Origin of the sequence: Pandoraea anhela (genome assembly GCF_902459655.1) — a bacterium.
Lineage (GTDB): Bacteria > Pseudomonadota > Gammaproteobacteria > Burkholderiales > Burkholderiaceae > Pandoraea > Pandoraea anhela.
This window is the reverse complement of the sequence record NZ_CABPSB010000019.1, coordinates 45,537-59,897: the sequence shown is the minus strand read 5'-3', so window position 1 is coordinate 59,897 and position 14,361 is coordinate 45,537. Positions and strand designations below refer to the sequence as shown.

Below are 14,361 nucleotides of genomic sequence, written 5' to 3'. Positions count from 1 at the left end.
GGCATGCACGGGATGGGAGGCATTATGCGTCGCGCAGCATCAGGCAAGCAGTACCTGTTCCTGCACATTTCCTGCCTGATCCTGTCAATCCGATGTCGGAGAATCAGGCAATGCTTTGTGGCGGGCGTATGCTGTCGTACACGGAGACCGGGGATGCCGCGACGCGGCGTCGGAACCCGGTTCGGATCGAGGATACCGTCATGCATCTCGTCAAAACATCGCCGCGTGAGGCGCCGCCACCCCATGTGTTCTCGGATGACCCGTCGCCTGCGGCGCGCGCCGAACTGGTGCAACTGCTCGAACGGGCCACGCACGGTCTGGAGGGCACATCGCCCACGGCGGTCGAGGGCTTGCTCGTGCATCGCGTGTTGCATCCTGGCGGCCCGCATCCGGCGTTGCAGCAGCCCGCGTTCGCGGTGATTGCGCAGGGCGGCAAGCGCTTGCAGATCGGCGAGGCGCATTACGCCTACGATCCGATGCACTATCTCGTGTCGTCGGTGCATTTGCCGGTGGTGGCGCAGGTGTCGGGCGCGAGCGAACACTCGCCGTATCTCGGCATGCGACTCAATCTGGTGGCGGACGACATAACCTCGCTGATTGGCGACGAGCATCTGCCGCCACCTGCCCCGGCGCCATGTGGCCGGGGGCTGTACGTCAACCGACTGGATGCGGCGTTGCTCGACGCGGTGCTGCGCCTGTTGCGATTGCTGGAGACGCCACGTGACATTCCGATTCTCGCGCCGATGATCAAGCGCGAGATCATTTATCGACTGCTGATGAACGGGCAAGGCGTGTTGTTACGCCAGATGGCGTTGCAGGACAGCCAGATGAACCGTATCGCGCATGCGGTGCGTTGGCTGCGCGATCACTATGCCCAGCCGTTACGGGTGGAATCGTTGGCGCAGGAAGTGCATATGAGCGTGTCGTCGCTGCATCACCACTTCAAACTGGTGACGGCGATGAGCCCGTTGCAGTATCAGAAGCAGTTGCGATTGCAGGAAGCACGCCGCCTGATTTTCGTCGCGGATATCGCGGTCGCAGCAGCGGCGCAGGCGGTGGGTTACGAGAGCGCATCGCAATTCAGCAGGGAATACGCCCGTGTCTTCGGCGAGGCGCCTTTGCGGGATAAACGGCGGTGGCGACAGGAGGGAGACGCGGGGGTGACGAGGGCGTAGCGCGTGGTATCGATGTGCGGGTTCCCGGGCCGCACCGGGCTTATGAATGGCGCGCGGCGTCGCCCAATCGTTCCAGCATCGCCTTTGTCACCCGCTGTTGGGAGGCCTTTTCATAGTCTGCCCACGGGTCTTGTTCAAGCGCTCCGAGCGCTCCGAGCCCTTTGAGGCGATCGATGGCGTTGCGCACGTTCCATGCGTCGGCGCCCGGCAAATCGGACAATTCCTCCCATCGCAATGGCATCGAAACGGCCATGCCTTCGCGCGCGCGGGCGGAATAGGCGCAAACAGTCGTTGCGCCCCGGTAATTGCGCAGATAGTCGATGAAGCATTTGCCCACGCGGTGCTTTGGCCCCATGGTCGCGGTGAATCGGTCCGGGAACACGCGCGCCATGTGGGTCGCCACGGCTTGCGCGAAACCCTTCGCCATCTCCCATGCGTGGCGTCGTGCCAACGGCGTCACCACGTGCAATCCCTTACCGCCGCTGGTCTTCACGAACGCCGCCAGGCCGAGCGCATCGAGCAATTCACGAATCAGCAATGCGCCTTCCACGACCTGCGCGAACGTCACGCCATTGCCCGGGTCCAGATCGAAGATCACGCGGTCCGGCCGCTCGATCAGATCGCTGCGCGCATTCCACGTATGGAATTCCACCGTCCCCATTTGTGTCGCGCCGACGAGTGCCTTGGCGTCGTCGATCTGCATCAACGGCGCATGATCCGGATCGAGCGACGGGGGCAGGATACGCACACCGGTGATCGTCTTCGCCGCATGCTTCTGGAAGAACATCTCACCGCCAATGCCTTCCGGTGCGCGCAAGACCGCCACCGGGCGATCGGCGAGATGCGGCAGCATCCAAGGGCTCACGGCGTTGTAGTACTCGGCAAGCTCGCGCTTGGTCACGCCCGAATGCGTGTCCGTCACTCGCTCGCCGTGGGTAATTTTTATGGGCATGGTGGGCGTGGTGGGTGTTGCGGGCAAACCCGGGGCGGTCCGTTGCGCGGTTTTCGGCATGGCACATATCTCCTTAGTCGTGTCGACGGATCCGTCGCGGCGGGTTTCCCGGCGAACGTCCTTCGCCGGCTTATCGGCTCGCATGGCGATGAACGCTGCGTGCCGCACGTGGGCGTCGCGCGTCCACTCGGCGAAGCGGACTTCGGCGACCTGCGTGGGACGCAGCCAGTGCACACGGGCCGCGCCGCCAGGGCGCGGTGCGGGCGACAGCGGCGGATCGCTCGTCTCGATGGCGTTGAGTTGCTTGCGTATGCGTAGCAATGCACCGGTATCGAAGCCGGTGCCGACCTTTCCCGCGTATCGCAACGTCTTGCCGTCGTCGTCGTAATAGCCGAGCAGCAGTGCGCCGAAGCCCTGTCTTGCACCCGCAGGCTCGGTGAACCCCAGCACCACGAACTCCTGACGTTGTGAACATTTGAGCTTGCGCCACGCGTCGCTTCGCCCGCCGACATAGGTCGAATCGTCGCGCTTGACGATGATGCCCTCGAGACCCGCCTCACACGCGCTGCGCCAGAGCGATGCAAGATCGCCCGTTACAGGGTGCAGGATTCGCACGGCGGACGTTTGCGCGTCGGCTTGAGCATGCATGCCGCTCGCGTCGAAAATGGCGCTCAGCATCGCCTGACGCTCGCGCAACGGCGTGTCGCGCAAGTCCTGTGCGTTGCACCACGGCAGATCGAAGACGTAAGTGACGATATCGCTTTGCGCGTTTTCGTCGAACGCCCGTTGCAGCGCCTGAAAGTCCGGCAAGCCGTGTTCGTTCATGACAACGGCCTCGCCGTCGAGCCAGGCATTGGGCAAGCCGCGTTTTCTGAGGGCGTGCAATGCGTTGACCGTCGGTGCAAAGCGATGCGTCCAGTCTTGTCCCGAGCGCGTGAAGACTCGTACGTCGTCGCCGGCAATGCGAATGAGTACGCGGTAGCCGTCCAGTTTCATCTCTGCGTGCCATCCCTCGGATGACGGCGCGACGTCAATGAGCGTTGCGAGCATCGGACGCATCTCGTCAGGCGGTGTCATCGACGACCGGCGAGCCGCCGTCGGGTGCTTTGCGGGTTTGGCAGGCTCACGCACCGCCTGCCCGCTACGCCGATGCATCAGCAGCCACTGCGGTTGGCGCGCCGGCTTGTCGGTGCGCACGAGCGTCCAGTGGCCGTTCAGACGTTCCCCATGCAATGTGAAGGACAGTTTGCCGTTCGCATAATCGCGTGTTGCGTTGCCGTCCGGCGTCCATGTGCCGGTGTCCCAGATATCGACGTGACCGGCACCGTAATTGCCCGCCGGGATGTCGCCTTCGAAGTCGGCGTAAGCGAGCGGATGATCTTCGACCTGCACGGCCAGACGCGGGCGACTGACGTCCGGGCTCGGCTGCTTCGGCAGCGCCCACGACCGCAACGCGCCATCGAGTTCGAGGCGCAAGTCGTAGTGCAAATGACTCGCGTCGTGGCGCTGAATGACGTAACGCAACGCTTTCGGCGACCCCTTCGGCGACGCTTTCGGCAACCTTTTTGCGTGCGCTGTGCGTTTGCCGCGAGGCTCCGGGGTGGCGGAGAAGTTGCGTTTCGCGTCGTAGGCGGCCAGAGGATCGGCGGCTTTGCCGCATTTCGTCTTCGCCTGTGTCTTCGCCTGTGTCGTTGTCTTCGCTGACGCCGCGGCGGGAGTGGCACGTCTGGGCATGGTCGCGCTCACCGGGCTTTGGAAGATTTGGTAGACGTGGCGCGCTTGGGGGGCGTCTTCGCCGTCTTTCCGACGGTCGCCTTAGATCCCTTAGATGCCTTTGACACCTCAGACGCCTTCTTTGTCTTCCTCACCGTCGCCGTCTTGCCCTCGCCCTTGCCCTTGTCGCTTGCTTTCGCCCCGGGCCTGGCGGCCTTGCCCGCGACAGCTTCCGCCTCGACGGTGACGGCCTCGCGCTTGCCCCGGGTCCCCAGACTCTGCCTGAGCAACGCCATGAGGTCGGTCACGTTGCCGCTGTGCTCGAGCTTCGGCGCACCTGCGTCGATCTGTACGATCTCGCGGGTCTGACCGGAGGCGATCTTGCGGTCGATGAGCGCCTTGAGGTCGTCCTGAAACGTGTCGTGATAGTCGTCGGGACGCCACGGCCCCGACATCTCGTCGATGAGCCGGATCGCCATATCCAGTTCGCGATCTCCCGGTGCGGCGAGCTTGCCTAGCTTCTCCCTGGTGAGCCCGACCTCGGCCGGATCGCGCATTTCGTCCTGCCATCGCAGGGTATCGAGCACGAGCGCGTCGCCCGCCGGTGCGAGCACTGCCAGATGCGCGCGCGTGTGCATGACCACGCGCGCGATGCCGAGCTTGCCGGCTCGGATCAGGGCGGCATGCAACAGCGCGTAAGCCTTCGCACCGCCGCGTTCCGGCACAAGGTAATAGGGCGTATCGAGGTACATGAACGACACCTCGGTCGCATCGACGAACGCCAGAATGTCCACGGTCTGCGTGGCCGCCGGATTCGCCGCGCGGATCTCGTCGTCGCTAAGCACGACGTAGTTTCCCTTCTCGTACTCGTATCCGTGCACGATCTGATCGCGCGGCACTTCCTTGCCGTTTTCCTTATTCACCCGCTTGTAACCGACGGGCGACATCGTGCGTTTGTCGAGCCAGTCCAGATCGAGCTTGTGCGTCGTCGACGCCGGAAACAGCGTCACGGGAACGTTGACCAGACCGAAGCTGATAGCACCCTTCCATATCGCGCGAGCCATAGATGCTCCCATCGCCGACACACCCTCGTGTCATGCCATCTCACCGTACACCTCTTTGCGATTGCGATGTGCTGCGACGGTTCCCCGACATTGATTTTCTCAATGCCTGTGAGAGACGCATAAGCATTCCTTGATGAAACGAAGCGGCGGCGTCGCCCTCCTATAAGGATCGGTATCTGCACTTACGAACGCATACTCACTCATCGATGCAGGGAGGTTGCCATGGCGATGATCGTGGCAGGACGCTTTACGACGTTCGATCAGGCGACTCGGGTCGCGAACCGTCTCTATGACCGGTCGTTTCGACCGTCTGACGTGTCGGTCTTCTTTTTGAACCCTACCGGGCAGCACGCGACATTTCCGATCGGTGGCGATGTCGACGCTGACGCCGCAGCGCGTCCCGCTGGCCGTGGCGCTGCGCAGGGGGTGATCGCTGGCGGCGCTTTCGGGCTGGCGCTGGGGGCGCTGTTGTTCTTCACCGTCTGGCGCTTCTGGCTGGTGCCGGTCGTCGGCATGATGGCGGGCGCCTATCTGGGGGCGTTTCTCGGTGCACTTGGGCGCATGCGAGGCCGCGAGCGCGTGTCGGCCCGAGCGGCCGGCATGCGGGATGCGGGAGTGATGCTGGCCACGCACGTGAGCGAGACGACAGCCGATACCGCCATCGCGGTGTTACGCGAGGCGGGCGCCGCAGAGATCGAGCGGGCGAACGGGGTGTGGGAGGGCGGCGAGTGGCGCGACTTCGATCCCGTTCAGCGTGCGCCAGGCGTGCAAGGCGAGGCAGTCGATGTCACGCCTGCCGAGCCGACGGTCGGCGTCGCGGCGAACGACCGCCGCACGCCATCGCGCCGAGAGGCGGAGGACGCCATGCGCAAAAGCCCCCGCCGCACCGACTGGCTGTAACATGCGGTGTGTCGCTCGATGAATATTCAGGAGGCTGACCATGTTGTCGATCCATACGGGTTTCGTCGTATGCCCCACGTGCAAGGCGCGTTTCGCCGTGGTGGCGAGCGAGCCGAGCGTCCAGTCGCTCCACGACTATCTCCATTCGGACGCCGAAGTGAAGTGCCCGACCTGTGAAGCAGTTTTCACCACGGGCAGCGCGCAAAGCAGCATCGAGTTCGAGCCCGTCAACGACGGCGTGACACTGTCGCCGTCGCCTGAGAGAAGTCTCGACGGGCTCGATAATCACTGAGGCGTGTCAGACGCTCACAGCGGCGTCATCACCGCCTCGCCCGCCAGATAACGGCGGGTGTTCTCCATGAACATCGCGATCGTTGCGGCCTCGGCTTCCGGAGAACGCCCGGCCACATGTGGGCTGAGGACGACGTTCTGCAAATCGATGAGTGCTGCGGGCGGCGACGGCTCGCCTTCGTAGACGTCGAGGCCGGCACCGGCGATGACGCCGCTGCGCAACGCATCGGCCAGCGCTGCCGTATCGACCACGCTGCCGCGCCCCATGTTCACGAGGAAGCCATCCTTGCCGAGTGCCCGCAAGACCTCCGCGTTCACCATGTGATGCGATTCTGCGCCGCCCGGCGCGGTCACAACGAGAATGTCGGCCCACTCAGCCAGCGCCAGCACGCTGTCGAAGTAGGTGTAATGGGCCGGCAGATCGTCGCGACGCTGACGGTTGCGGTAGCCGATCGGCATATCGAAGCCTTCACCGCGCCTGGCGAATTGACGCCCCACCGCGCCCAGGCCGACGATGCCGAGCTTCTTGCCTGCGACGCCCGGTTGCATCGGCAACGCGTCGCGCCAGACGCCTTTGCGACAGGCGGCGTCGTACTCGGGAATACGGCGCATGGCGGCGAGCAGCAAGGCGAAGCCCTGATCGGCGACGGTCGGTGCGTTGGCTCCGGCCCCGTTGACGGCGACGATGTTGCGCGCACGCATGGCTGGGATGTCCAGATTTTCATAGCCTGCGCCGAGTGCGCTGACCAGCTCCACGTTCGGCAAATGCGCCAGCTCGGCGGCGCTCATGCCGCGAGAACCGTTAGTGAGCACGAAGCGCACGCGCTCGCCTTCCGGTCCCCAGCCCTGCGGCGTGGGATGGTGGCTCGGGCGGTAAATCACGTCGAATCGGGTTTGCAGTTCGGACAACTGCTCGGGATGCATCGGAATGATGACCAGCAAGGGGGGCAGCGACACCTTCAATCTCCGTCAGGGAATTTGGATCGACGGCGCCGGGGGCCGCGCGTGCCGCTCGCATTCGCCGTCAGACGACACTCTATCCCGATCCGCGCCGCTTTGCGCGGCGCGACACGCTGTGCGATGTGGCCCTCGCCGTAAATGGCCGCGCCACACAAGGGAGCGGGCGTCGTCGCGCGATGTGAGCGATGCCCGCGGGCCGTCGCGGCGGTTGTGAGTGTCGAAACACGAAGCGCGAACCGCTCGGTCACTTCGAGCGCTGCACATCGGGCGGTTTGCTACACTTGCCGCCTGTCGACGTCACTCTCTCGGGGCATCAATGATTGGCCGCATCTCCGGCACGCTGCTGGAAAAGAATCCGCCGCACATCCTGGTCGATTGCCAGGGTGTGGGTTACGAAATCTCGGTGCCCATGAGCACCTTCTTCAACCTGCCGAACGTTGGCGAGCGCGTGACGCTGCTCACGCAGTTCATCGTGCGCGAAGATGCGCAACTGCTCTTCGGTTTCGGCTCGCCGGACGAACGCAACACCTTTCGCGAACTGCTCAAGATTTCGGGCGTCGGTGCACGGACCGCGCTGGCGATCCTGTCGGGCATGAGCGTGGCGGACATCGCGCAGGCCGTCACCCTGCAAGAGTCGGGCCGGCTGACCAAGATTCCCGGTATCGGCAAGAAGACGGCGGAGCGCCTGCTGCTCGAACTCAAGGGCAAACTCGGGGCGCAACTCGGCACTGTGGCCGGCGCTGCCGTGCCGCACGATCACAAGAGCGATGTCGTCAACGCGTTGCTGGCGCTGGGCTACTCCGACAAGGAGGCGCTTGCCGCCGTCAAGACGGTGCCCGAAGGCACCACGGTGTCCGACGGTATCAAGCACGCCCTCAAGTCGCTCTCGAAAGCCTGAGCCGACGCCGGCATTTCGCGCGTCGACGACCCGCGAAGCCGGCATCGGCGACAAACGTGGGACGGTAGCGAGGAGACGGTATGCAACTTCGATGGCTCGAAGACTTCGTCGAACTGGCCCGCACGCGCAGTTTCACGCGGGCGGCGGAGAACCGTTTCGTCACGCATCCGGCGTTCGGCCGTCGGATTCGTGCGCTGGAGGCGTGGGTCGGCACGCAGTTGGTCGAGCGCAGCAAGCCGCTCGAACTCACCGCCGCAGGCACCGTGTTTCTCGACGCCGCGACCAACGCGCTCGACATTCTTCACAGCGCCCGCACGCAGTTGCAGGACACCGCGCCTACCCTCGAAAACAACCTGAAGATCGCCACGGGCCGCACGCTCGCCGCGACATTTTTTCCCGATTGGTACGACGAAACCGTCTCGCGCATCGGCTTCTTCACCGCCACCCTGTCCACGGGCAGCGCAGAACAAGCGATCCTGCGGCTCGCGGCCGGTGAAGCCGACCTGCTCATCGTCTACTCCAGCGCACACACCCGTCTGCTCATCGATCAGGAGCGTTTCGACTGGTTGAGCGTGGCGCGCGAGGTGCTGGTGCCGGTGAGCGCGCTCGACGCCAAAGGCCGCGCGAGATATCGACTCGCCGCCGGTCCGGCACCGATTCCGTGGCTGGCGTTTACGCGCAATCTGACGTTGCGTGCGATGCTCGCCCGTCATCTGGCAGAGATGCCGAATCGCCCGGCACTCAAGCCGGTCTATCAGGCGGATTCTTACGAGGCGATTCTCGCGATGGCCCGACGCGGTGCGGGCATTGCCTGGCTGCCGCAGCGTCTGGTGGCGGACGACGTCGCGCGTGGCACGCTGGCTATCGTCGGGGGAAAGGACTGGCAGATCGGCTTCGACATCGCGCTCTACCGGCGGCGGCATCAGCCGCACCCCGTGCTCGACGCCATCTGGCAAGGCGCCAGGCTGGCCGCTGGCGACGACACCTGAGCGCAGGGACGCGGCACGTGCCGCGCAGAGACGGGAGGGCCTTCGCAGGCTGTCACGCGCGCGCCGAAGCGCACCGCGTGAGGTCAGCGTCGATGCCGACGAACGGTGCGAGGCGCCGCATGAAAGCCCGCGCCTCTCCCGTTGCGATCAATGCTCGTGATGCAGATACTTCGCCTGACGCGGCAGACGCAAACTCACGAGGAACGCGAGCACCATCATGCCGGTGACGTACCAGTAGAACGTCGGCTCCATGCCGACCTTCTTCAGCCCGAGCGCCACGTATTCTGCCGAGCCGCCGAAGATAGCGTTGGCCACGGCATACGCAAGACCCACACCCAGGGCACGCACTTCCGTCGGGAACATCTCCGCTTTCACGATGCCGCTGATCGACGTGTAGAAGCTCACGATGGCGAGCGCGACACAGATCAGCAAGAAGGCCACGGTCGGGCTTTGCACCGTCTTGAGCGCCGTCAGGATGGGCACCGTGCTGAGCGCGCCGAGGCCGGCGAACAGCAGCATGTTGTTGCGACGGCCGATCTTGTCCGAGAGCATGCCGAAGATCGGCTGCATGCACATGTAGACGAACAGGCAGCCCGTCATGATGTAGCTCGCCGTCTTGATCGGCATCCCGGCCGTGTTCACCAGATACTTTTGCATGTAGGTGGTGAACGTGTAGAAGATCAGCGAACCGCCGGCGGTATAGCCGAGCACCGTGAAGAAGGCGGCCTTGTGATGGCGGAACAGACCCGCGATCGAGCCGGCGTCGCGATTGCTGCGGCTCTCGCTCGTCGACGTTTCGTGCAGCGTACGACGCAGCAACAGCGCAACCACCGCCGTGACCGCCCCGACCACGAACGGAATACGCCAGCCCCATGCCTTGAGTTCCGCTTCGCTCAGGAACTGCTGGAGAATCACGACCACGAGCACGGCCAGCAACTGGCCGCCGATGAGCGTCACGTACTGGAACGACGAGAAAAAGCCGCGACGGCCCTTGAGCGCCACTTCGCTCATGTAGGTCGCGGTCGTGCCGTACTCGCCGCCGACCGACAGGCCTTGCAGCAGACGGGCGAACAACAGTAACGCCGGCGCCCAGGTGCCGATGCTGGCATACGTCGGCAGCGCCGCGATCAGCAGCGAACCGAAGCACATCATCATCACGGAGATGACCATCGAGTTCTTGCGGCCGTTGCGGTCCGCGATACGACCGAAGATCCAGCCGCCGATGGGGCGCATCAGAAAGCCGGCGGCAAACACGCCCGCCGTGTTGAGCAACTGGGCGGTAGGCTCCGAACTCGGGAAGAACGCCGGCGCGAAGTAGATCGCGCAAAACGCATAGATATAAAAGTCGAACCACTCGACCAGATTTCCTGACGACGCCGCAACGATCGCGAAAACGCGCTTGCGGACTTCTTCCGGGGAGGGGGGCGGGTTGCCGATTCCGGCGTTGACTGTCGCTGTGTCTCTCATTTCTACTCGCGATGGGGGCATCGCATTAATAACTACGTTTGCAACATGACGCTGATGTGCTTGCTCGCCTCGCCAGTCCTTCATATGCGAACGAATCAGCTTATCGCGTCGCGGGGGCGGGCCAACTATAGCGGGTGTCGGGCGCAGCAGACAATGCCTGCGTGACGGATCGATTATTGTGAATATCGAAACAATCACGTGAATTGTTGCGCCGCAGCATGGTGATGAAGCCCACGGGGCGGACGTTTGCGCGCGGCGGTGAGTGTTTCGGCTGGTGCGACCCATTGCAGGCAATTCGAGAAATTTTCTTGCAAGCGGGACGTTGCCCCGACGGGTTTGCGCGCTTCCTGCATGCTTATGCCGAGACGCGACGTGCATTTCTGCCATGCATTCATAAGCTTTTCGATAACAAATGCTTAGCCGGGCGACGGGCGGCCGGTACGATGGGAGGCCGCTCCATCCTGAAGCCCTCGCCCCGATGCGCGAGGTGCGATCCCCCGAAGTCATGCAAGGCGATACGTTATTGATCAAGTCGGGCGGCGCTGCCGCGCTGACCGAATGGCAGCACCATTTCGCACGGCTGATGCCGGGCCTGCGCGTCTATGGCTGGGACGATCCGTTCGTGGACGCCCGCAACGTCAAGTACGCGCTGGTCTATCAGCCCGATCACGGACGTCTCGCACATTACCCGCGTTTGCGCCTGATCCTGAGCGCGGCGGCTGGCGTCGACCATATCCTTGCCGACCCGACGCTGCCGAGCGATGTGCCCATCGTGCGCATGGTGACGGACGAGACGCGCGAGCGTATGAGCGACTTCGTGACGTTCGCCGCGCTGGCCATGGTGCGCGACATGCCGGCGCTCGTCGCCGCGCAGCGCGACGGTCGCTGGGCCAGCGAGCTGACCGGCCGCCTCGCGCGCGACACGCGGGTGAGCGTGCTGGGCCTGGGCGAGTTGGGCGGCGCCGTCGCGACCCGGCTGTACGCCAACGGCTTTCGCGTCAACGGCTGGTCGCGTACGCCGAAGCGGCTCAACGGCGTGAATGTCTTCGCGGGCGATGCGCAACTCGATACCCTGCTCGCCGAGACCGACGTTCTCGTCAACCTATTGCCCGACACGCTCGCCACGCGCGGCATTCTCGGGCGCAAGCTGTTCGCGCAACTGCCGGCGGGCGCGAGCCTGATTCAGGTCGGGCGCGGTGCGCACCTCGACCGGCAGGCGTTGCTCGACGCGCTCGACAGCGGGCGCTTGCGCTCGGCGGTCGTCGACGTGTTCGACATCGAACCGCTGCCGCCGGAAGACGCCCTGCGACGTCACCCGAAAGTGCTCGTCACCCCGCACATCGCGTCGACAGTGTCGTACGCGGCGCGGGCGCGGCAGGTCGCAGAAGTATTGGGGGCGCATCGACGCGGCGCACCGTTGCCGTTCGTCTACGACGCAGCAAGAGGGTACTGAGCCATGTCTTCCGTCTCATCGTCCGCTTCCGGCGCAGTGTCTGCGTCGGTCTCCGCGTCCGCTCCGGCCTCCTGCGAAACCGAGGAAGCCGTTGCGCTTGCGCGCGGCGACGATGCCTACGAGCGCATCCGTCACGACGTGCTGACCTGCGTGATCATGCCGGGGGCGGTGGTGAGCGAGGCGGAGTTGATGCGCCGCTACGGCATTGCGCGCACGAGTTGCCGCGTGGCGCTGGTGAGGCTGGTGCACGAGGGCTTCGCGCGCGCGATTCCGCGCCAGGGGTACCGCATCTCGCCGGTGACATTGGCGGACGTCGAAGAGATCTTCACGCTGCGCGCGCAACTCGAACCGATGGCGGCGCGGCTCGCATGCGGCAACGTCGATACCGAACTGCTTCAGCGTCTGGACGAAGCGTGCGAAGCGCCGTTCGCCCATAAGTCGATCGACCACCAGATCGAGTGGTTCCTGCACACGAACCGCAAATTTCATCTGACGATCGCGGCGGCCAGCGGTAACGCGCGCCTGTACCGGACGCTCGCCGGGTTGATGGACGACATGGCGCGTCTCGTATCGCTCGGTTTCGGCGTGCAGGGCGTACGCCCGCGTATCGAGCACGATCACGAGAGCATCATCGGTGCGCTGGTGACGGGCAACGCGCCGCGCGCCGAAGCGCTCGCGCGGCAACACATCGAAACCTTTCTCCAGCAAACGAAAGCGCACGTCTTCGCAAGCCTGTCGGCATCCGGCACGTGGCTTCCTTACCTGTCGATCGCCGATCTGCGCAAATGATCAGGCCGCGGTGAGCGCCGGCGCCTCGGCGCGAACTTCCCGGCCACGCCCCGGGATCGCGTCGAGCAGCGCGCGCGTGTACGGGTGCGACGGCGCGCGAAAGATCGCGCCGGTATCGCCGTACTCGACCACACTGCCCGACTTCATGACGGCGAGCGAGTCGCACAACTGCGCCGCGATGCGCAAGTCGTGCGTGATGAAAATCATCGACAGCCCTAACTCCGCCTTCAGCCGGGCGAGCAGACGCAGCACCTGCGCCTGGACCGAGACGTCGAGCGCGGACACCGGTTCGTCGGCGACCAGCACTTTCGGGCGCATCGCCAGCGCCCGCGCAAGACCGATGCGCTGACGTTGTCCACCTGAGAACTCATGGGGAAAACGATCGAGCGCGTCGGCGCTCAGGCCAACGAGTTCGAACAGTGCCAGAGCGTGGGCATGCGCCTCGCGCGGCGGCTCGCCGCGGGCAATCGGCCCTTGCGTGACGATATCGCCCACGCGGCGTCGCGGGTTGAGCGAGCTGAACGGGTCCTGAAACACCATCTGAATCTCGAGCGCGGTGCGCCGCGCGTCGGCGTCGAGCGCGCCGGACGCCAGGTCGATGTCCCGATAGAGGATGCGTCCGGCATCGGGCGTCATGAGCCGAAGAATCGAACGTGCAAGTGTCGATTTGCCCGAGCCGCTTTCCCCCACGATGCCCAGCGTTTTGCCGCTGCCCACATCGAGGCTGACGTCGCGCAGCGCAGCGGTGTGCGCCGGCGCCTTCTTGCCGAGCCAGCCGCGCCTGGCGTAGGTCTTGCGCACCTGCTCGATGCGTAGCACCGGCGGCGTCGCTTCGTCGCGCCGCACGGGCGCGCCGGTCGCCGCAGACGACGAAGACGATGACGATGACGGCAACGCAGGCACCGCCGCGATCAGCGTGCGCGTGTAATCGTGCGACGGCCGCGTCAGGATCGTTGGTGCCGCCCCTTGCTCGACGATTTCCCCGTGCCGCATGACGGCAACGCGGTCCGCAATCTCCGCCACCACGCCGAAATCGTGCGTGATGAACAGCACGCCAGTCCCCTTGCGTTGCTGTAGCTCGCGGATGAGCGTGAGAATCTGCGCCTGGGTGGTGACGTCGAGCGCGGTCGTCGGCTCGTCGGCGATCAGCAGTTCGGGTTCGAGCGCGAGCGCCATCGCGATCATGGCGCGCTGACGCTGTCCGCCGGACAGTTCGTGAGGATATCGCTTGGCGGCGTCGTTGGGCGACGGGATCTGCACGGCTTCGAGCCAATCGAGCGTGCGGGCGCGAATGGTGCTGCCCGGCAGTCGCGTATGCGTGCGGTAGACCTCGGCGATCTGATCGCCGATGGTGCGCAGCGGGTTGAGCGCAGTCATCGGCTCCTGAAAGATCATGCCGATGCGCGAACCGCGCCAACGGCGGCGCTCGGCTTCGGGCAAGGCCAGCAGGTTGCCGGCGCCCTCCCAGGCGACGCGTCCGCCACTGACTTGCACACCGGGCGGCAACAGGCCGAGCAAGGTACTGGCGGTCATCGACTTGCCCGAGCCGCTTTCCCCGACCATACACAGAATCTCGCCGCGCGCGAGCGAGAACGAGACGTCGTGAAGTGCATGCGGGCGATCCGCGTTCGGGGGCAGGTCGAGCGTGAGGTGTTCGACGTCGAGCAGAGTCGTCATGGTGGCTGTCCGGGAGTTGCGTGAAAGGGCGGG

At 64.9% G+C, this 14,361-nt stretch carries 11 protein-coding genes and 1 pseudogene; 7 read left to right on the top strand and 5 right to left on the bottom strand.

Annotation, left to right across the window (positions count from 1 at the left end; translation table 11 throughout):
• Positions 1 to 200 precede the first annotated feature (200 nt).
• Positions 201 to 1,175 carry an AraC family transcriptional regulator gene (locus tag PAN31108_RS21295; protein WP_150670766.1) on the top strand — a complete coding sequence of 325 codons (975 nt, stop codon included), beginning with the start codon at positions 201 to 203 and terminating at the stop codon, positions 1,173 to 1,175.
• A gap of 40 nt (positions 1,176 to 1,215) precedes the next feature.
• On the opposite strand, the gene ligD is transcribed toward PAN31108_RS21295, so the two are convergent.
• Both ligD and ku read right to left on the bottom strand, forming a co-directional pair.
• On the bottom strand, positions 1,216 to 3,861 hold the full coding sequence (gene ligD / locus PAN31108_RS21290; RefSeq protein WP_150670765.1) for a DNA ligase D: 2,646 nt from the start codon (positions 3,859 to 3,861) through the stop codon (positions 1,216 to 1,218).
• Positions 3,862 to 3,869: 8 nt separating this feature from the next.
• On the bottom strand, positions 3,870 to 4,904 hold the full coding sequence (gene ku / locus PAN31108_RS21285) for a non-homologous end joining protein Ku (RefSeq protein ID WP_150670764.1): 1,035 nt from the start codon (positions 4,902 to 4,904) through the stop codon (positions 3,870 to 3,872).
• A 222-nt stretch (positions 4,905 to 5,126) separates the two neighbouring features.
• On the opposite strand from ku, the pseudogene PAN31108_RS21280 reads away from it, so the two are divergent.
• Positions 5,127 to 5,657: pseudogene (locus PAN31108_RS21280) on the top strand (hypothetical protein); the annotation flags it as partial.
• A 187-nt stretch (positions 5,658 to 5,844) separates the two neighbouring features.
• On the top strand, positions 5,845 to 6,096 hold the full coding sequence (locus tag PAN31108_RS21275; protein WP_150670763.1) for a zinc ribbon domain-containing protein: 252 nt from the start codon (positions 5,845 to 5,847) through the stop codon (positions 6,094 to 6,096).
• A gap of 14 nt (positions 6,097 to 6,110) precedes the next feature.
• Here PAN31108_RS21275 and PAN31108_RS21270 read toward each other — a convergent pair whose 3' ends face one another.
• Complete coding sequence (locus tag PAN31108_RS21270) at positions 6,111 to 7,052, bottom strand: 2-hydroxyacid dehydrogenase (protein ID WP_246184072.1); 942 nt, start codon at positions 7,050 to 7,052, stop codon at positions 6,111 to 6,113.
• A gap of 319 nt (positions 7,053 to 7,371) precedes the next feature.
• On the opposite strand from PAN31108_RS21270, the gene ruvA reads away from it, so the two are divergent.
• Together ruvA and PAN31108_RS21260 are read left to right on the top strand one after the other, a co-directional pair.
• Positions 7,372 to 7,953, top strand: a complete 582-nt coding sequence (ruvA, locus tag PAN31108_RS21265) for a Holliday junction branch migration protein RuvA (protein WP_150670762.1) — start codon at positions 7,372 to 7,374, stop codon at positions 7,951 to 7,953.
• An 80-nt stretch (positions 7,954 to 8,033) separates the two neighbouring features.
• Positions 8,034 to 8,942: a LysR family transcriptional regulator gene (locus PAN31108_RS21260; protein ID WP_150670761.1), complete on the top strand. Its 909-nt coding sequence runs from the start codon at positions 8,034 to 8,036 to the stop codon at positions 8,940 to 8,942.
• Between the two features lie 147 nt (positions 8,943 to 9,089).
• Here PAN31108_RS21260 and PAN31108_RS21255 read toward each other — a convergent pair whose 3' ends face one another.
• Complete coding sequence (locus PAN31108_RS21255) at positions 9,090 to 10,409, bottom strand: MFS family transporter (RefSeq protein ID WP_150670760.1); 1,320 nt, start codon at positions 10,407 to 10,409, stop codon at positions 9,090 to 9,092.
• Positions 10,410 to 10,896: 487 nt separating this feature from the next.
• Here PAN31108_RS21255 and PAN31108_RS21250 point away from each other — a divergent pair, with 487 nt between their 5' ends.
• Both PAN31108_RS21250 and PAN31108_RS21245 read left to right on the top strand, forming a co-directional pair.
• The gene (locus tag PAN31108_RS21250; RefSeq protein ID WP_246184071.1) at positions 10,897 to 11,862 is read left to right on the top strand and encodes a 2-hydroxyacid dehydrogenase; all 966 of its coding nucleotides are present in this window, start codon (positions 10,897 to 10,899) and stop codon (positions 11,860 to 11,862) included.
• Positions 11,863 to 11,865: 3 nt separating this feature from the next.
• Positions 11,866 to 12,651 (top strand): GntR family transcriptional regulator, encoded by a 786-nt coding sequence (locus PAN31108_RS21245; protein WP_150670759.1) that lies wholly within the window; start codon positions 11,866 to 11,868, stop codon positions 12,649 to 12,651.
• Here the strand turns inward: PAN31108_RS21245 and PAN31108_RS21240 are convergent, their stop codons facing one another.
• Positions 12,652 to 14,328 (bottom strand): ABC transporter ATP-binding protein, encoded by a 1,677-nt coding sequence (locus PAN31108_RS21240; protein ID WP_150670758.1) that lies wholly within the window; start codon positions 14,326 to 14,328, stop codon positions 12,652 to 12,654.
• Between the last annotated feature and the right edge of the window lie 33 nt (positions 14,329 to 14,361).

Bases quoted from the DNA above. Each gene is read 5' to 3' on its own strand.
- ruvA (WP_150670762.1), top strand. From the start codon at position 7,372: ATGATTGGCCGCATCTCCGGCACGCTGCTGGAAAAGAATCCGCCGCAC.
- ku (WP_150670764.1), bottom strand. From the start codon at position 4,904: ATGGCTCGCGCGATATGGAAGGGTGCTATCAGCTTCGGTCTGGTCAAC.
- PAN31108_RS21240 (WP_150670758.1), bottom strand. From the start codon at position 14,328: ATGACGACTCTGCTCGACGTCGAACACCTCACGCTCGACCTGCCCCCG.
- PAN31108_RS21255 (WP_150670760.1), bottom strand. From the start codon at position 10,409: ATGAGAGACACAGCGACAGTCAACGCCGGAATCGGCAACCCGCCCCCC.
- ligD (WP_150670765.1), bottom strand. From the start codon at position 3,861: ATGCCCAGACGTGCCACTCCCGCCGCGGCGTCAGCGAAGACAACGACA.
- PAN31108_RS21245 (WP_150670759.1), top strand. From the start codon at position 11,866: ATGTCTTCCGTCTCATCGTCCGCTTCCGGCGCAGTGTCTGCGTCGGTC.
- PAN31108_RS21260 (WP_150670761.1), top strand. From the start codon at position 8,034: ATGCAACTTCGATGGCTCGAAGACTTCGTCGAACTGGCCCGCACGCGC.
- PAN31108_RS21295 (WP_150670766.1), top strand. From the start codon at position 201: ATGCATCTCGTCAAAACATCGCCGCGTGAGGCGCCGCCACCCCATGTG.
- PAN31108_RS21275 (WP_150670763.1), top strand. From the start codon at position 5,845: ATGTTGTCGATCCATACGGGTTTCGTCGTATGCCCCACGTGCAAGGCG.